The 16,871-nt window shown below is 48.6% G+C and carries 17 protein-coding genes; 1 reads left to right on the plus strand and 16 read right to left on the minus strand.

All coding sequences use genetic code 11. The features are described from left to right. Nucleotides 1-20 precede the first annotated feature (20 nt). The 14 genes from CR205_RS07285 to CR205_RS07355 all read right to left on the minus strand — a co-directional run bounded on the left by CR205_RS07285 (nucleotide 21) and on the right by CR205_RS07355 (nucleotide 14,745). Entirely contained in the window at nucleotides 21-1,340 is a 1,320-nt protein-coding gene (locus tag CR205_RS07285) for an amidohydrolase (protein ID WP_110518262.1), read from the minus strand. 12 nt (nucleotides 1,341-1,352) lie between these two features. Continuing rightward, the gene (locus CR205_RS07290) at nucleotides 1,353-2,267 is read right to left on the minus strand and encodes a ComEC/Rec2 family competence protein (RefSeq protein WP_110518263.1); all 915 of its coding nucleotides are present in this window, start codon (nucleotides 2,265-2,267) and stop codon (nucleotides 1,353-1,355) included. 67 nt (nucleotides 2,268-2,334) lie between these two features. Then, nucleotides 2,335-5,148 carry an ATP-dependent DNA helicase DinG gene (gene dinG, locus CR205_RS07295; RefSeq protein ID WP_110518264.1) on the minus strand — a complete coding sequence of 938 codons (2,814 nt, stop codon included), beginning with the start codon at nucleotides 5,146-5,148 and terminating at the stop codon, nucleotides 2,335-2,337. A gap of 26 nt (nucleotides 5,149-5,174) precedes the next feature. Next, complete coding sequence (locus CR205_RS07300) at nucleotides 5,175-6,236, minus strand: tetratricopeptide repeat protein (RefSeq protein WP_110518265.1); 1,062 nt, start codon at nucleotides 6,234-6,236, stop codon at nucleotides 5,175-5,177. Between the two features lie 81 nt (nucleotides 6,237-6,317). Beyond that, nucleotides 6,318-6,701 carry an aspartate 1-decarboxylase gene (panD, locus tag CR205_RS07305; protein ID WP_201745351.1) on the minus strand — a complete coding sequence of 128 codons (384 nt, stop codon included), beginning with the start codon at nucleotides 6,699-6,701 and terminating at the stop codon, nucleotides 6,318-6,320. Nucleotides 6,702-7,109: 408 nt separating this feature from the next. Beyond that, a complete protein-coding gene (gene panC / locus CR205_RS07315; RefSeq protein WP_110518267.1) occupies nucleotides 7,110-7,952 on the minus strand; it encodes a pantoate--beta-alanine ligase in 843 nt (280 codons plus the stop codon). Then, entirely contained in the window at nucleotides 7,949-8,794 is an 846-nt protein-coding gene (gene panB, locus CR205_RS07320; protein WP_110519726.1) for a 3-methyl-2-oxobutanoate hydroxymethyltransferase, read from the minus strand. Before panB ends, panC begins: the two co-directional genes overlap by 4 nt. 389 nt (nucleotides 8,795-9,183) lie before the next feature. Beyond that, nucleotides 9,184-10,143, minus strand: coding sequence for a biotin--[acetyl-CoA-carboxylase] ligase (locus tag CR205_RS07325; RefSeq protein WP_110518268.1), 960 nt, complete (start codon nucleotides 10,141-10,143; stop codon nucleotides 9,184-9,186). After that, nucleotides 10,140-11,348: a CCA tRNA nucleotidyltransferase gene (locus tag CR205_RS07330; protein ID WP_161524712.1), complete on the minus strand. Its 1,209-nt coding sequence runs from the start codon at nucleotides 11,346-11,348 to the stop codon at nucleotides 10,140-10,142. Before CR205_RS07330 ends, CR205_RS07325 begins: the two co-directional genes overlap by 4 nt. Beyond that, nucleotides 11,317-12,456 carry an N-acetyl-alpha-D-glucosaminyl L-malate synthase BshA gene (gene bshA, locus CR205_RS07335; protein ID WP_110518270.1) on the minus strand — a complete coding sequence of 380 codons (1,140 nt, stop codon included), beginning with the start codon at nucleotides 12,454-12,456 and terminating at the stop codon, nucleotides 11,317-11,319. Before bshA ends, CR205_RS07330 begins: the two co-directional genes overlap by 32 nt. Further along, the gene (bshB1, locus tag CR205_RS07340) at nucleotides 12,449-13,168 is read right to left on the minus strand and encodes a bacillithiol biosynthesis deacetylase BshB1 (RefSeq protein ID WP_110518271.1); all 720 of its coding nucleotides are present in this window, start codon (nucleotides 13,166-13,168) and stop codon (nucleotides 12,449-12,451) included. Before bshB1 ends, bshA begins: the two co-directional genes overlap by 8 nt. Further along, nucleotides 13,161-13,580 carry a methylglyoxal synthase gene (gene mgsA, locus CR205_RS07345; RefSeq protein ID WP_110518272.1) on the minus strand — a complete coding sequence of 140 codons (420 nt, stop codon included), beginning with the start codon at nucleotides 13,578-13,580 and terminating at the stop codon, nucleotides 13,161-13,163. The genes bshB1 and mgsA overlap by 8 nt, the downstream gene beginning before the upstream one ends. A 20-nt stretch (nucleotides 13,581-13,600) precedes the next feature. Continuing rightward, nucleotides 13,601-14,395: a 4-hydroxy-tetrahydrodipicolinate reductase gene (gene dapB, locus CR205_RS07350; protein ID WP_110518273.1), complete on the minus strand. Its 795-nt coding sequence runs from the start codon at nucleotides 14,393-14,395 to the stop codon at nucleotides 13,601-13,603. Beyond that, complete coding sequence (locus CR205_RS07355; RefSeq protein ID WP_110518274.1) at nucleotides 14,392-14,745, minus strand: nucleotide pyrophosphohydrolase; 354 nt, start codon at nucleotides 14,743-14,745, stop codon at nucleotides 14,392-14,394. The genes dapB and CR205_RS07355 overlap by 4 nt, the downstream gene beginning before the upstream one ends. Nucleotides 14,746-14,925: 180 nt before the next feature. On the opposite strand from CR205_RS07355, the gene CR205_RS07360 reads away from it, so the two are divergent. Then, a complete protein-coding gene (locus CR205_RS07360) occupies nucleotides 14,926-15,798 on the plus strand; it encodes a YitT family protein (RefSeq protein WP_110518275.1) in 873 nt (290 codons plus the stop codon). Between the two features lie 93 nt (nucleotides 15,799-15,891). Here the strand turns inward: CR205_RS07360 and CR205_RS07365 are convergent, their stop codons facing one another. Beyond that, on the minus strand, nucleotides 15,892-16,095 hold the full coding sequence (locus CR205_RS07365) for a hypothetical protein (RefSeq protein WP_110518276.1): 204 nt from the start codon (nucleotides 16,093-16,095) through the stop codon (nucleotides 15,892-15,894). An 87-nt stretch (nucleotides 16,096-16,182) separates the two neighbouring features. Next, nucleotides 16,183-16,866 carry a zinc metallopeptidase gene (locus CR205_RS07370; protein WP_110519728.1) on the minus strand — a complete coding sequence of 228 codons (684 nt, stop codon included), beginning with the start codon at nucleotides 16,864-16,866 and terminating at the stop codon, nucleotides 16,183-16,185. Between the last annotated feature and the right edge of the window lie 5 nt (nucleotides 16,867-16,871).

Here is a 16,871-nt window from a genome sequence, read left to right on the forward strand (position 1 = left end):
GGTTTCAGGTGGCAACCCATTTACATAAGATTTTTCAGTTCCTCCATGGCGGCGCGGACATTTGCTATGACTTGCTCCTCATCAAGAGTCTGTAGCTCCCTGTTTTTCATCAGGGCTCTGCCCGATACATAAACATCCGTTACATCACTGGCTTTGGAAGCATAAACGAGGTGGGATAAAACCCGGTCAGCCGGATCCGGGAGTGTGTGCATTCCGGAATGATCGACAAAAATGAAATCAGCGTCCCACCCTTTTTCAAGTCTCCCTTTGCGGCTGTATCCGAGGGATCGTGCGCCTTGTGCTGTTGCCGACTTGAGTGTGTCATATGCACTGGTAACTGTCGGGTCTTCACTTGTTCCTTTATGTATAAGTGCGGCCATCTTCATTTCCTCAAACAGATCAAGGCTGTTGTTGCTCGCAGTTGAATCTGTTCCGAGTGAGACAGAAATGCCTCTTTTCCTCATGCCGGGGACATCAGCGATACCAGAACCGAGTTTCAGATTGCTCACAGGGTTATGAGAAACACATACCTTCTTTTCAGCAAATAGATCAAGTTCTTTTTCCGACAGATGCACACCGTGGGCGATCAGAGCTGGAAGATCAAAGAAACCGAGTTCAGCAAGGTGTTCAGCCGGTCTTTTTCCATATTGCTGTTTATGAGTTTCGACTTCCCCGCGGTTCTCTGCAAGATGCGTATGAAGAGAGATCTCATGCTCTGAAGCACGATCAATGATCATTTCCATAAATGAAGGCGGACATGTGTATGGAGCGTGAGGAGAAAGCATGACCCTGATTCTGCCGTCTGCCTCGTTGTGCCAGTTCCGGTAGAGATCTGTTGCTTCATTCAGTTTTTCCCTCTGCTCGTGCTCTGGGCAAAGACCGATCATGCCTCTGCAGAGAACACCGTTGATTCCTGAATCTTTTATCAGTTCACCGGCGGCATCCATATTGAGATGGTACATATCCAGAAACGTGGTTGTCCCGCTTTTAATCATTTCTCCGATGGCAAGGGCATTGGCTGCTCTTGTAATTCCGGGTGTAAATGTCTGTTCTGCTGGCCACATCACTGATTCAAGCCATTTCTGCACCGGCAGATCGTCCTCCCCTGCCCCTCTGAGAAGCGCACTGCCAGTATGACCGTGTGTATTCACAAGCCCCGGAAGAACCCATTTACCCTGTGCATCAATGATCGTGTTTCCGTTCACGGTTTCAGGAGACGGTTCTCCTTCATACAAACCGTCAATAGTTCCGTTTTCCACCACCATGTATCCATTCAGGACCGGTTCTTCTTTTGAAGCCAATGTAACGAATATGCCGTTTTTTACAATTGTTCTGCTCATGCTCTCCTCCCCTTACTCTGTTTTTGTCCCGAAAAGCTCCTTCAGCCGTATGGCAATTTCTTCAGGATAGGTTTTTTCTGCAGGGTGGACGGTGAAAATCTCATAATCGCCATCCTGCCATTTGATTGAAACGGAGCCTGCGCGGGCCGTCTGGAAGATCTCTATCCATGTCCCCTGGAGCCTCTCAAGGACAAAGGGGCTTGCTTCTTCTTCTCCGTTCTGAAAGATAACAGCTACCTGCGGATCAGCCTCATCGAGAAGCATTTGTGTTGTACCCCTCATATTCGCAAATTCAGCTACTTTCAGAACTGCAGCGTCAACATCCCTGTTTTTTGTAAGGTAGGATTCGATCTGGTCATCCGCCACGCTCATGTAAAGGATGCGGTCGGCCTCATGCTCAAACATGATCACAGAGGCACCTTCCAGAATACCGGGACGTGTTTCTGTGTATAAAACATCTGCACTGAAGCCGTTCATCGGTTCGAATTGACTGTTTATCGTATAAAAGTGGATCTCTGCTCCGGTTCCCTCTACAGCCGGAAGTACGTCCTGGTACATAGGTTTAGGCATATACACTATCCCCACCCCGTAATTTTCAATCACCCAGGTCAGGTTGCCGGTGTATTCTGCCTGTTTATTTGTAAGAATAATGGCATCCACTTCTTCAATATGATACATATCCAGCCTGATCTCAAGATCTTCCCGGGCAGACCTGTGACCTGTATCAATAAGCACAGTTTCACCGCTTCCGTTAACGGTCAGTGTGGATTCACCGTGACGCAGGTCAAAGAACGTACAGGCAATTTCCCCGCCGCCCAAATTGAGTTCCACATCCACTTCCTCCATCGCCGAAGCAGTCACAGGAAGGATCAGAAGCAGAAATAAACAAACTGCAGTTATTTTTAGGATTTTTCGTGAAAGGTTCATACACTTCTCCGTCCTTCGATTGCCGGATTGTTAAGTTCCCTTTTGCAATGGTACAATCTGTCATCCATTATAACCAGTTTTTCAGATCTTCTTCCAGTTCATCGATTGTCCCTGTGGTTCTTGTAATATCCGGAAGTGATTTAATAAACAGTCTCCCGTATCGGGTGGTTTCAATTCTTCTGTCAAGGACGATCACTGCCCCCCGGTCTGTCTGCTTTCTGATGAGCCGTCCGAATCCCTGCTTGAACCGAATCACAGCCTGGGGTATTGCCAGATCCATAAACGGACTTTTTCCGGCCTGTTCAAGAGCCCGGGATTTTGCTTTGTAAACGGGGTCGTCAGGAGGTGTAAACGGAAGCCGTGCCATTACGAGCAGTGTAAGATCCTCCCCGGGGATGTCCACCCCTTCCCAGAAACTGCTTGTACCAAGCATCACAGCTTTATCAAACTGCTGAAAACTCTTCGTAAGCTTCGTTCTGCTACCCCCGTTAATGCCTTGTGAGATAAGCATGAAATCTTCATCGAGGATATCCTTAAGCAGCTCATGGCACGTTTTAAGCATCTCATAGGATGTGAACAGAACGAGCATGCGTCCTTCACTGATCCGGGACAGTCTGTAAAGGTGGATCGCAATGTTTTCACAGTACAGCCTCTCATCCACTTTACCGAGTACCGGAAGATCTGTAGGGATCATTAATTTAACCTGGTCCTTCCAGGCAAATGGAGACTCAATGGCCAATTGAACAAGTGGAAAATCGCCAAGACCGAGATTTTTAATAATGTAGTCAAACTTTTTATTTACGGTCAATGTGGCAGAAGTGAGAACCACACTGTCTTTTTTTCCAAACAGGTCGTCAGCAAGAACTCCTGATACATCGACAGGTCTCGCCTGCAGGAGAACAGTCTGCTTTGGCCCCTTTGCATCTGCTTCAAGCCAGTAAACGGTATTTTCGTCTTTATTCAGGAGAAGGGTCTCCAGATTTTTCTGGGACTTATAAAGCCGGTCAGCAATTCTCTCCAGAGTCTGGACGAGAGCCTTATGCATTTTTAATCCTGTCTCCGTCATGCTTCTGGTGTCTTTACAGCGGTCACATTCCTCTGCGAGTGCCAGTAGTGCATGAAGAGCTTCCTGTGAAGAGAAGAGGGCTCTGGCAGCCGCCTCCCGGGCGTGCGCAATGTCCTCGGCTGCCGGATCATAAGTGATACTCACTTTACCCCGGTCATTTTTTTTCTTCTTCCTGGAAAAGGCCAGATGGTGAAGATATAAAAACAGTTCACTCATTTCTGTTTTTGCCGCTTTCACTTTCGATTCTGCTTCTGTGATTGCAGCTTTGACTAGGGGCTCTTTTCCTAAGGTACGTGAAATATTACCGATCACACCAGCCCCGTCGATGCTTCCGGTTTCATTAAATATTCTCGAGTAAGCTACGTAATCGAGGTGCGTACCCAGATGGGAAGAAGCCGCTTCTTCAAAGTGATGGGCCTCGTCAATAATACAACGATTGTAAGCCGGAAGCAGTCCGGCGCTGTTTTGATGATCAGACAGCACAAGAGCATGATTTGTAATAATCAGATCTGCACGGTGAACTCTTTTTCTTGCGCGCTGGTAAAAACAGCGGGGATACCATGGCTGGGATCCTTCGTCATCAACGCCGGCACTGATTTCATGCCAGAACTGCCTGGCGGCCGCACTGAGGTTCAGTTCCTCAATGTCACCGGTTTTTGTTCTCGTCAGCCACACGAGAATCTGTGTTTTGGCCAGTGTTCGGTCATAATTGTCTGTCAGGTCGCTCTCCAGTACCGCCTCAAACTTCTGCAGACTTATGTAATGCTCCCGGCCTTTTATAAGGGCTGTCTGCACCTTAAAAGGAACGATCTGCTCGAGAAGGGGGACGTCCTTTTTAAGAAGCTGCTCCTGCAGTTGAATCGTATACGTGGATATTACGACAGGCTGTTTATGCTGTTTTGCATAACAGGCTGCCGGGATCAGGTAGGCTAGACTTTTGCCGGTTCCTGTACCTGCTTCAATAAGGGCGTGCTGGCGCGTGTCAAATGCTTCATAGACCCGTTCCATCATTTGAGCCTGACCGGGACGGCTTTCATATTCATCTATAGCAGCTGTCATTCTCCCTTTATCCCCGGTAATCTGCTCCTTCAATTCGTCAAAGGTAATGTCCGCATCATCCTGTCCGGTTTCCGTTGTTTCTTTCATTTCAGGTGCAAGAGCGATTCCCCGGTATATATCAGCATCTTCCTCTCCGAGGTGGACAGTACTCGTTTTTGAGGCAATCCATTCATCAAGAAGGGGCCGCAGACTGCTTCTGAATCGGTCTGACATCTTCCTGATCTGCTGAAGTGTCACGAGGGGCAGTGACTCAAACACAGCAAACACGTCCTGAAGAAGACGTGCGGTTGCTTCAGCGTCACTGTCAGCCCTGTGGGGCTGGTCGTGCCCGATATCAAATTCATCACTCAGCTGTGTGAGCTTAAAGCCATCTGCGGTCGGATATGCCATCCGGGCAAGTTCCACGGTGTCAAGAACCGGACCTTCAAACAGGGCATAGCCTGCTGCTTCAAGCTCATCATTTACAAATGTCAGATCAAAGTTCACGTTGTGCGCCACAAAAAACGCACCATCAAGCTTCTCTAAAAGTTCGGGTGCCACCTCACCAAAAGACGGGGCATCTTTAACCATGCTGCCGTCAATCTGAGTAAGGGACTGGATAAACGGAGGAATTTCCTGTTCGGGGTTCAGATAGCTCATAAATCGCTCTGTAATCTCTTTGCCCTCCATTACGACAAAGGCAAGCTGAATAATTCTGTCTCCCCGTTTATATGACACCCCCGTGGTTTCCGCATCCAGTATAACAAACCGTTTCATTCCTATGTTCCTCCAACTCCCGTGCTTCAAATCTCCGTTTCGCTCAGGCTCTCCAGAAGAGGGTGGCGCAGTTTCTGCGCGTTAACCCCCTTGATGACACGGTTATATTCCTCCGTGTCCCGCCACTTTGTCACCAGCCACAAGTATGAAATCCATATATTTGTGTTATAAGGCCACAATTGCACAGCTTTACGGAACAACTCGCACGACTCCGTGCGTCTGTCCATAAGTCCCAGGGTCCATGCCTTGCCGTGAAGAACCATCTCATTTTCAGGTTCATCCCCTGCTAAATGTTCGTAACAGTGAAAGGCGCAGAGAAATTCGCCCTGTTCTTCAAAAGCTGCAGCAAGCGAAAGAATAACCTCTCTTCCCGGGGCATACTGGACTGCCTCGTACCAGGCTTCATGGGCCAGCGTAACATTTCCGCCCATCAGGCGGCTCTGACCGAGCCAGTAATACGATTCGGCGTCCGGTTCTGTCTTTACAAAAGATTCAAATGAGGCTGAAGCCAGGTCGTATTTTTCCAGATAAAAATAACAAGTTCCTAAATTATATAACACATCGGGATTATTGATAAGTGTGAGTGCTTTTTCAAAGCACATAACCGCTTCCTCCATCTGCCCTGATCTGCCTTTTAAAAGACCAAGTCCGGTATAGGCAAAATGCAGTTCAGACCTGTCGGCGCTCTGATGGATCACACTCATCAGGGCATCGAGGGCAGCTTCATCACACTCCTCATATACACAGGCGAATCCCAGATACAGAAGGAGCCTCGTCCGCTGCGGGGATGCGGCCGCTTCCCTTACCAGTTTTTCGATCGCATGTCGGTACATTTCGAGCTGAAAATACCCGAGCCCTTCTGTCGGTTCTGTTGATTCGGTAAAGGCATAGGGATTCCTGCTTCCTGATCCGATTGTTTCCCTAACTGAGGAGAGAAGCTCATGCTGGATTGTATAAAGATCAAGTATCCTGGCATGCTCCTCTTCGAGTTGATCGAGTATGACTGCCTGCTGGGTCTCGGTAAGTTCGTGGTAATGCTCGCCGAGCCAGACGCACGTTTCCTCCCATCCCCATGATAAATTGGACATAAAAATCCCCCCTTTCTTCTGGAACCAAGGTCCGTAAGACCCGTTAATCTAAGTGTTCCTTGAAGAAAGGGGGGACTATACTCAGAAGATGCAGGTAGAAGCTGGTTCAGTGCTCATAAGCTGTGTGATTTCGTTTTTGTCATTAAGGATAGCGACTTTAGGCTGATGCTCTCTCGCATCTTCATTTGCGATCCATTGGTATGCGATGATGATGACGCGATCATCAGGCTGAACAAGCCGAGCTGCCGCTCCGTTCAGACAGATCGTCCCGCTTCCTCTTTTCCCGGGAATTACATAAGTCTCAAGCCGGGCCCCGTTATTGTTATTGACAACCTGTACGCGCTCGTTTGCAAGAACACCGACCGCGTCCATGAGGTCCTCATCGATTGTGATACTTCCTACATAATTCAGATTGGCTTCGGTGACACGTGCGCGATGAAGCTTGGCACTCATCATATGTCTCATTGCTTTTCATCCTCCAGTTTAATGATCATGCTGATTTTGTTCTACTGCTGCTTACAAACTTATGGAGCGCAGGGCAGCGGCTCCAGCAAAATAAAACGTGATCTTTTTGTTTCGCTCTTTTCGTAAAGATTGTTATTTTATTACGCTCCAGGCGGGCGCTTACCGCGGGCATCGCTTCAGTCTCCTCGGGAAACTTCTGCTTCTTCCTCTGCCAGCACAGCTTCGAAGCCTGCTGCGTCGAAGCACCTCGCAGCCTACTCAGGAAGTAAGCGCTGGCAGCTGATGCTATTCCCGCAGGAGTCGCCGCCTTACGCTCCATATCAAAGATACGAAAAGCAACAATCTATCCAAAACAGCTTTTTTATAGCATTATCTTATATGGCTAATTCGTCAGACTGCTTAGTGCCGTCAGGCAGTGAAAATGATATTATCGATCAGCCTTACTTTTGAAAATCGGACTGCACATGCAAGGAGCAGAGGTTCCCCCGCTTTTACTTGACCGGCTCTTTTCAGTTCAGGCCACGTACATAACTCCACGTAATCCACCTGTCCGCCTGTTTCTGCAGCAATCCGGCTGCTGCAAACTGCGAGCACGTCCTTAACATCCTCCCCAGAGAGCATTTGATCGACAGCCGCTTCAAGCGAGCGGTATACCGCCGGTGCTTTTTTGCGTTCTTCCGCAGTAAGATTCACATTTCTGGAGCTTTTTGCCAGACCGTCCGGTTCCCGCACCGTCGGAGAAGTTACGATCGTTACCGGGATGTGATAATCCTGTACCATCGTTTCAATAATGGCCGCCTGCTGGGCATCCTTCTGCCCGAAATAAGCAAAATCCGGCTGTACAATGTTAAACAGCTTAGTCACAACTGCTACAACGCCGTCAAAGTGGCCTGGCCTGCTGGCTCCGCATAATATATCTGTTCCTTTTTCCACACGGATCGATGAACTCATCGGCTTCGGATACATTTCATCAGGACCGGGAAGAAAGACCAGATCCGCGCCTGCTTCCTGAGCAAGGTTCAAATCGTTTTTCTCATTGCGCGGATACGTATCATAATCCTCTCCCGCTCCGAACTGAAGGGGATTGACAAAGATGCTGACCACCACGAACCCGCAATCCTGTTTCGCACGGCGGATCAGGGAAAGGTGGCCTTCATGAAGAAACCCCATTGTGGGGACAAATCCAATTGTTTGGTTCACGATCCTGGACCGGGTGCGCCGGACCTCCTCTGTACGGCGTGCTGTAATCACGGACGCTCACCAGCCTGACTGTACAAAGCACCGACTTCTTCATCATCCATAAAGAAAGAGTGTCCTTCTTCCGGAAATGCCCCTGCTTTCACTTCATCTTTATAATCTCTCAGTGCCTTCTCGATTTCCGGTGCAAGATCTGCAAACTTTTTCACAAATTTCGGTACACGGGTACCGGAATAGCCTATCAGATCGTGCCAGACAAGAACCTGGCCGTCCGTATTTCTGCCTGCTCCGATGCCGATTACCGGAATGGAAAGTCCGTCTCTCACCCGCTCAGCCACTTGGAGGGGCACACATTCCAGAACCAGCATAAAGGCGCCTGCTTCTTCTGCTTTTTTTGCTTCCCTGATCAGCTTTCCGGCCTGTTCAGCTGTTTTTCCCTGTACTTTATAGCCCCCGATCACGCCGGCCGACTGCGGTGTTAGTCCAAGGTGAGCCGTAACGGGCACACCTGCCCGGGTCAAGGCGTGAATGACATCAAGAACTTCATTTCCGCCTTCCACTTTTACTGCATGAGCGCCGCCTTCCTGCATAAGCCGGCAGGCATTGCCAAGAGCAAGATCGAGCGAGCCGTGATAGCTCATAAAGGGCATATCAGCCACCGTAAAAGTGCCTATTGCTCCTCGTCTGACTGCCCGTGTGTGCAGGATCATGTCCTCCATCGTGACAGGTACGGTTGAATCGTAGCCCAGTGCGGTCATTCCGACGCTGTCTCCGACCAGAAGAAGATCGATTCCTGCAGTTTCCGCATGTTTAGCCGAAGGGGCATCGTAAGCAGTAACCATTGCAATTTTTTCCCCGTTTTGTTTCATTGTTCTAAAATCAGCTGTGCTTTTCATATTGCTTCCTCCCCAATACATGGTTTTTCCGCCCGAAGGCAGGACTGCTGCATGAAGAAGAAAACGCTCAGGCTGGTTCAGCCCGCTGCTCATATCCAGCCGTGCAAAAAACCTTCTTCCGGTTACAGAAGAAGGCAGCTCCGAAAAAACACCGGTGGTTCCGGTGCGTTTTTCATATGAACGTTCCTTCTGTCCCTGTCTGTCAGAACCGCCATTTTGCCGGTTCCCCTTTGGATCAAGGCAGACTGATAATGCTTTTCAATCATTTTACAGGCTCTGTGCACCATCATTAACGATATCGGTACAATCAGGACTTAACGGTACAGTTCTTAGAGAAGATACTGTCCATTGTCAGTATAGCAGAGATTGCATCTTATTTGTGGCTGTTTTCAGACTTCGATGTCGGCAGAATAAATGTGGTGAAGCTTACCGTCTTTTGTCCGCAGAAGGAGTACTCCCGCGTCATCAATGCCGACTGCCACACCTTTTAGTGTCTCTCTTGGTGTTCTGGCGGTAATTTCCTTTCCCATAGTCAGCGCATGGGCTTCCCATAACGGTTTAACAGATGAGAAACCTTCTTTCAGAAACATCCGGTACAGCCAGTCCCATTCCTTTAAAATAGCCTCCAGCACATCGGTGCGGCTCACTTTTTCTCCTTTTTCAAGCCGGAGGGATGTGGCAATATCAGCAAGTTCATCAGGAAAATAATCCTGATTCACATTCAGCCCCAGTCCGACGATAATCGCGTGTACCCGATCCGGTTCAGCCTGCATCTCAGTAAGAATCCCTGCCGCTTTCCGGCCGTTGAACAGAATATCATTCGGCCATTTGATTTCCGGGTCCAGCCCCAGTGATTCCTTAATCCCCCTCACCACCGCGACAGCGGTCAGAAGCGTGAGCTGCGGGGCACTTCTTACTTCAATATCCGGCCTCAAAATGAGACTCATCCAGATGCCTGTTTCGGGAGGTGAGTGCCATTGGCGCCCGAGACGGCCTTTCCCTTTTGTCTGCTCATCAGCCAGAACAATCGTTCCTTCTTCCGCCTGCTCGCTGGCTAAAAGGTGGGCTGTTTCCTGTGTGGAATGAATGGACGGGTAATGAAGGATGTCTTTTACAAAGGATGGTTCCGGCAGGCGGGATTTCAGCTGGTGCACACTGAGTGTGTCCGGCTCACCGGCCAGCCGGTAACCTTTTTTCGGAGCGGCTTCCACTGTGTATCCTTCTTTCCGAAGCGCATCAATATGCTTCCAGACCGCTGTACGCGAGCATCCGAGCTGGTCACTGATTTTTTCTCCGCTCACAAACTCTCCTTCACCTGTTCTCAGCAGCGACAATAGTGTGGATTTCATTTAGGAACTTCCTTTCGTATGTAATCAAGTAAAGTGCTCTCCTCATTTGGAAGCTCGCTTCTTACGACGGCTTTTTCGATTTGTTTCAGCGTTTTGCCGATCCATTTTCCATCACTGATGGCGAATGTATCAATCAGCAGCCTGCCATTCACCGCCAGGTCTTTTTTTGACTTTATTGGAAGCTCATGATACCGGAGGAGAACCGCTTCCGTTTGAGGCTCCTCCCCCCTCCACAATGCGCGGATCCGTTCACAGGGCATGGCCAGTTCTTCTCCTGCCTTGTACAGATTCACGTTCGTCCAGCCGTCGGAAATTATAGAGGAAAGGACTTCCTGCATTACACTTACCTGTTTTTTCAGACGGCTGCTTCTTTTTGCCTTCGAGAGCCGGCGGGAACTTACCTCCGGGTCATTTATACCAGCGGCAATAAACCAGAACATCGCTTTTCCTTCTGTCAGGAATGGTGCAGGAGACTGCTGAAGTTTTTTCAGCCACACCTGCCTGTCAGTAAAAAGCGGCTCCAGATGAGCAGCAGGCGGACTGTTCAGAAAATAAATAAGATCCCGTTCACAAAGGGCACTTCCGAGCATCTTCTCAAGCTCTGCTCCTTTACGCTCAAAGGCTGTTACAGCGAGTTGAAAAGCATACTTTCTGATTGCCTGTTCAAGATCTGCATGTATTGTAAATGAGTACTTAACGGCAAACCTGATCGCCCGTAACACTCTCAGCGGATCTTCTTTCAAACGTTGCTCCGGATCACCGACAGCACGCAGAATCCGGTTATCCAGATCTGCCCGGCCGTTAAACGGATCAAGAATCGTGCCTTCTTTCGTTTCAGCCATGGCATTGACTGTAAAATCCCGGAGAGCCAGATCCTCCAGAATACAGTTTTTTCGGGAACCGGGAAGGGATTTAAATGTGGAAACCTCAGTGACGGTTCCTTTACCTGAGGGGATGAGCACAGTACCATTCTGCATGCCGGCGTCAACAGATGCAGGAAAAATCCCCATTATCTGTTCAGGAGAAGCACTGGACGCCACATCAACGTCATGCACAGGCTGGTTCAAAAGCCTGTCTCTTACGGCTCCGCCTACAATATACGCATCATAGCCATAACGGTGCAGAGTATCCATAATTTTCAGTGCATCTGATTTTACTGAACCGCTCATCTCTTCACCTTTCCCTTTGACCGAGAGTTCTTTCATAGAGTTCCTCATACTGGCGCACGACTCTATCCTTATGAAATACACTATTTGCCCGTTCTTTAGCAGCATCGCCCATTTTTTTCAGCAGAGCAGGATCTCTCAGAAGATCGACTGCTTTTAGGGCGACTTCATCCGTGTCACCAAGTTCACATATATAGCCGCATTCTCCATCAGTAATCACTTCCGGTATGCCGCCGATCCTCGATCCGATAACAGGTACGCCGCAGGCCATTGCTTCGAGCAGCACGAGTCCGAAGCTTTCCTTTTCACTGAGAAGCAGTTTCAGATCGCTCATGGCCAGAAGTTCTGCTACACGCTTCTGGTTCCCGAGAAAACGGACATGATCATCAAGGCCGAGCCTTGAGACCAGGTCTCTTACGACCGGCTGCTCCGGTCCGTCTCCGATCAGAAGAAGTTTGGCAGGAATCTGCTCCCTTATTTTTGCAAAACTGCTCACCACGTCCGGAACACGTTTGACTTTACGGAAATTACTCACATGTACGAGCACTTTTTCCTCTGCATTGATACCGAACTCTTCCTTCAGACACGGGCTGCTCTGCGGGCGGTATACCCGGTCATCAATGAAATTGTACACGGTTTCAATTGGTTTTTCTGTGCCCAGAAGGTCCCTTGTCTGCCGGATCAGATCATCAGACACAGCTGTAACCGTGTCAGAGCGTTCGATGCCGAAACGGATCATGTCAGAGAGGGAGGGATCGTACCCGAGAACCGTGATGTCTGTCCCGTGAAGTGTGGTAACGACTTTCAGCCTGTTACCGGTCATTTCCTTGGCTAAATGGGCACTGATCGCATGAGGTACAGCGTAGTGAACATGGAGCAGATCAAGGGATTCACGCTTGGCGACTTCGGCCATTTTACTCGCCAGGGCCAGATCATATGGCGGATACTGAAACACGGAATACTGATTCACCTGCACTTCATGAAAATAAATGTTAGCTTTCACATTTTCCAGACGGAATGGAAGACTCGACGTAATAAAATGAACCTCATGGCCCCGTTCTGCCAGGCTTTTCCCAAGCTCCGCCGCAACAACGCCGGATCCTCCTACCGTTGGGTAGCAGGTGATCCCGATTTTCAACTTATTCATGTCTCTCACGTCCAAACACGTTTGTCATGGCAAGGGGACGGTCACTCGTGAATCCTTCTCCGTACCGGACACCAATCAGCTGCCCGGTAACGTGTTCACGGGACCGCACCCGCTCAATATATTCATCTGTCAGCGGCGTTTTTACCGAGTCAGGTCCGTAGTGAAACTGGCTTTTATAAGCGCGGAGGGCATCAAGCTTCCGGTCGATTACATTGGATATATCCATAACGATTCCGGGCTCAGTAAATCCATTAATCTGATAATACCAGAACGCCTCCGGACGGAAAGGAGAACCTGACTCGGGCTCATAGTTTTTTATACCTGCGTTAAAGACCGCCTCCTTAACCAGAATTCCTGTTTCTGTATGGTCAGGGTGACGGTCGTTAATGCCAGGTGCAAACACAAAGCGGGGCCTCAGTTCCCTGATCCTCGCTGTCAGTGTCCGGATAATAGTATCACTGAAGCCTGATAGACCCCTGTCGGGAAAATTAAGCTGAACAAGATCTGATACACCAAGTAAATCAGCTGCTTTGGCAGCCTCCTCCTGTCTTGTCTCCACGGTGCCGTTGGAGGACAATTCTGCTCTGGTGAGATTCAGAATGACTGCCCGGTATCCCAGGTTTGTATGAACGGCAATGGTGCCTCCCATGCCGATTTCCACATCATCGGGATGAGCCCCAATAGCCAGAATATCTGTCCCGGTCTTAATCATCTTTTGTTCCATCCTTTTTTTCAATTACATTTCGCCAGGATAAATCGCCCCGTTCCAACCCTTTAAGCAGAATCTCTCCTGTTGCAATGTTGGTTGCAAGCGGCACCTTGTACACATCACACAGACGGATTAGTGCTGAAATATCCGGTTCGTGCGGCTGAGCTGTGAGCGGATCTTTAAAAAAGAGCACCAGATCCATTTCATTAACGGCTATCATAGCGCCAATCTGCTGATCTCCTCCCATTGGGCCCGACTGATAACGATGGACCTGAAGATTTGTTTCATTCATAACACGTTTTCCGGTCGTACCGGTCGAAAACAGCCGGTGGTCCTTGAGAATTGGTTCAAATGCGACAGCAAACTGGACCATTTCATCTTTTTTCTGATCGTGTGCGATGAGCGCGATATTCATATGATTCCCCCCTGCCGTTTCTATTCGATAATGTGCTCTAATCCGTAAACAAGCACACCGATTCTCATCACTTCTTCACAGGCCATTTTCACTCCAGGCATAAATGACCGGCGGTTGATAGAATCGTGCCGGATTTTAAGAGTTTGTCCTTCTCCTCCAAAAATCACTTCCTGGTGGGCAACAAGTCCCGGCAGCCTCAGGCTGTGAATATGCATCCCGTCTACATCAGCTCCTCGTGCGCCTTGCAGCGTTTCTTCCTCATCCGGATGGCCCTGTTTTTTCTTTTCCCTGACTTCACTGATCAGCTGTGCGGTTTTGACAGCCGTCCCTGAAGGTGCATCCAGTTTTCTGTCATGATGCTGCTCGATAATCTCAACGTCCGGCATATACCGGGCAGCCGTCTGTGAAAATTTCATCATTAAAATCGCACCGATTGCAAAATTCGGAGCGATAATGGCACCAAGTTCTTTTGACTCTGCCAGTAATGACATCTCTTCTACATCCGCTTCTGAAAACCCGGTGGTTCCGATGACTGGTCTGACTCCATTCTCAAGGGCGAGTTTCATATGTACCTTACCAGTATCCGGATTTGTCAGATCCACAAGAACATCCGGCTGCGTTTCCTGGAAACAGTGAACCGGGTCATCAAAAACCGGCACAGCGGCATCGGGGAGGCCCTGTAAATCTGCAAGTGTTTTTCCTCCATTTTTCCGGTCGATCACGCCTGCAAGTTCAAACTGATCTGTCTCAAGAACCATCTGTACAGCTTCTTTCCCCATATTCCCTCTTGGTCCAGCAATCACTATTCGAATCATTCTGAATGCTCTCCTTTTTGATCAATTTTTGTCCACCGATCTTTGTCCCGTGTATAAAATTTGTGCATGACCCGGTCATGGGCGTCTGTAAGATCAACATCAAGCGAGTTTGCCAGACACGTCAGCACAAAAAGCATGTCTCCGATCTCCTGCTCAATCGTTTTTTCCTCTTCTGATGACTTTTTTGGCTTTTCCCCGTAGTAATGGTTAATTTCACGCGCAAGTTCCCCCAGCTCCTCTGTAAGGCGGGCAGTCATGGCCAGCGGGGAAAAATAGCCTTCTTTAAACTGTGATATGTACGCATCCACTTCATTTTGTATGTCTCTGAGTGTACGTTCACTCTGTTTCATTTAACCACCTCATTAAGTGTTCATTATTCTGTATTATCGTAGCGGACCTCGGCCTTTTTGACAACTCATTCGGCCGGAGATGGCTTTGGGGGATTGCCGGCACCAGGTTCATTCTATATAATAACTCTGGGAATGTGTGCCGATACTTAAGCATACATAGTCTGAATTGGAGGTGACTGGATGATTCAGTCCATCAAAACAAAAAATATTATTGCCATTCTTATCGGAACCGCTATTATGAGCTTCGGTCTCGTCTATTTTAACATGCAGAACAATCTGGCAGACGGCGGATTTACGGGGATCACGCTTATTCTTTACTTTATGTTTGCAATTGACCCTGCCTACTCTAACCTTGCCCTGAACATCCCCCTCTTTATTATCGGGTGGAAAATACTCGGAAGAAACGCCTTTATCTATACTCTTATCGGAACGATTGGTGTATCCATTTTTCTCTATATTTTTCAGCGGTACACCTTTTTTACAATTCCCCTGGATGATGATATGACCCTTGCCGCTCTGTTTGCCGGCGTGTTTATCGGGGTCGGCCTCGGAATTGTGTTCCGCTACGGTGGGACAACAGGCGGCGTGGATATTATCGCCCGTCTCGGGTTTAAATATCTCGGATGGAGCATGGGAAAGACAATGTTTATGTTTGACGCCCTTGTCATTACTGCTTCCCTTGTCTACCTTAATTACCGTGAAGCGATGTATACCCTGCTTGCGGTATTTGTCGCTGCCAAAGTGATTGACTTTATGCAGCAGGGGGCCTATTCCGGCAAGGCTGCCATGATCATTTCTGAAAAAGCACCGGAAATCTCCGCCCAGATTATGCTTGAAATGGACCGGGGCGCCACACTCCTGAAAGGGAAGGGCAGCTTTACCGGTACGGATAAGGAAGTCCTTTACTGTGTGGTCGGCAGAAATGAAATGGTGCGCCTGAAAACGCTGATTGACAAAGTGGATCCCCATGCTTTTGTCACTCTTACAGACGTTCAGGACGTGATGGGTGAAGGCTTTACTCTGGATGAAAATAAAAAACCGCTTGGAATCTGACATTTATTACTTACTTGAGTGCAATGGTTCTCAGGAAGTTATTTGTCAATGATAAAAGCGCTAGCATGAATACGCCGAAATAGAAGCTGCGCTTCACGCCGTCCATTCACTTTCCGCGGCGATGCCGCAAAGAGAAAACAGTCTCATACTATTAAAAACAGTGCCAATGATCGCTTTTCGATTGTTGGCACCGTTTTGTTTGTTTAAAATGTTTGATAAGCCTGTCGGGCCATTAATATATAGGCTAGCTGAAGCCTTGCCCGCGGCAAGCGAGTGCATTTTTAAACAATCAACCATTTTAATACTCCCCAAAGTAAAAAGGGCCCTCACCGACGGTAGGGCCCTTCTATATAGCTGCGTTTTGTCCCAGCCTCTTCGTACGTGTTACTCGTCCCTCATGACAAAGTACATCAGAATAAAACGGATCAGCTCTGCAACGGCTACCACAGCTGCAGCAACGTATGTCAAAGCAGCAGCGTTGAGGACTTTTTTTGTTTCACGTTCCTCATCGTTGCGGATTACACCGATAGAGACGACCTGATCCATTGCTCTGCTGGAGGCGTTAAACTCCACAGGCAGTGTCACAAGCTGGAACAGTACTGCTGCACTCATAAAGACGATTCCGACAAGCATCAGTTCGGGAATTGTCAGCAGCATACCTGCAATGATGACAAAAATAGCGGTGTTGGAACCGAAGTTTGCAATCGGCACCAAAGCATGGCGGAATCTCAGAAACGCATAATCCTCAGCGTCCTGCATGGCGTGTCCCACCTCGTGAGCCGCCACCGCTGCACCAGCTACACTGTTGCCGTAATAGTTGCTCTCTGACAACCTGACCGTTTTGGAACGGGGATCATAGTGATCCGTCAGCTTTCCCTTAACCGGTTCGACCGTCACATCATAAATACCGTTATCATTCAGGATTTTTCTGGCAACCTCAGCTCCTGTCATCCCTGAGGACGACCTTACCTGGGAATACTTTTTAAAAGCGGATTTTACGCGCATCTGCGCCCACATCGGAATGATCAGCAGAATGGCAAAATAAATAAGAAATGCACCAAGACCCATCATAA

Origin of the sequence: Alteribacter lacisalsi (assembly GCF_003226345.1) — a bacterium.
Taxonomy (GTDB): Bacteria; Bacillota; Bacilli; order Bacillales; family Salisediminibacteriaceae; genus Alteribacter; species Alteribacter lacisalsi.

Coding starts and splice junctions, on each gene's coding strand:
- CR205_RS07285 (WP_110518262.1), bottom strand. CDS start 1,340: ATGAGCAGAACAATTGTAAAAAACGGCATATTCGTTACATTGGCTTCA.
- CR205_RS07290 (WP_110518263.1), bottom strand. CDS start 2,267: ATGAACCTTTCACGAAAAATCCTAAAAATAACTGCAGTTTGTTTATTT.
- CR205_RS07370 (WP_110519728.1), bottom strand. CDS start 16,866: ATGGGTCTTGGTGCATTTCTTATTTATTTTGCCATTCTGCTGATCATT.
- dapB (WP_110518273.1), bottom strand. CDS start 14,395: ATGATTCGAATAGTGATTGCTGGACCAAGAGGGAATATGGGGAAAGAA.
- CR205_RS07330 (WP_161524712.1), bottom strand. CDS start 11,348: ATGAAAGAACTCTCGGTCAAAGGGAAAGGTGAAGAGATGAGCGGTTCA.
- CR205_RS07355 (WP_110518274.1), bottom strand. CDS start 14,745: ATGAAACAGAGTGAACGTACACTCAGAGACATACAAAATGAAGTGGAT.
- CR205_RS07360 (WP_110518275.1), top strand. CDS start 14,926: ATGATTCAGTCCATCAAAACAAAAAATATTATTGCCATTCTTATCGGA.
- dinG (WP_110518264.1), bottom strand. CDS start 5,148: ATGAAACGGTTTGTTATACTGGATGCGGAAACCACGGGGGTGTCATAT.
- bshA (WP_110518270.1), bottom strand. CDS start 12,456: ATGAATAAGTTGAAAATCGGGATCACCTGCTACCCAACGGTAGGAGGA.
- bshB1 (WP_110518271.1), bottom strand. CDS start 13,168: ATGATTAAGACCGGGACAGATATTCTGGCTATTGGGGCTCATCCCGAT.
- CR205_RS07325 (WP_110518268.1), bottom strand. CDS start 10,143: ATGAAATCCACACTATTGTCGCTGCTGAGAACAGGTGAAGGAGAGTTT.
- CR205_RS07365 (WP_110518276.1), bottom strand. CDS start 16,095: ATGGTTGATTGTTTAAAAATGCACTCGCTTGCCGCGGGCAAGGCTTCA.
- mgsA (WP_110518272.1), bottom strand. CDS start 13,580: ATGAATATCGCGCTCATCGCACACGATCAGAAAAAAGATGAAATGGTC.
- panB (WP_110519726.1), bottom strand. CDS start 8,794: ATGAAAAGCACAGCTGATTTTAGAACAATGAAACAAAACGGGGAAAAA.
- CR205_RS07300 (WP_110518265.1), bottom strand. CDS start 6,236: ATGTCCAATTTATCATGGGGATGGGAGGAAACGTGCGTCTGGCTCGGC.
- panD (WP_201745351.1), bottom strand. CDS start 6,701: ATGAGACATATGATGAGTGCCAAGCTTCATCGCGCACGTGTCACCGAA.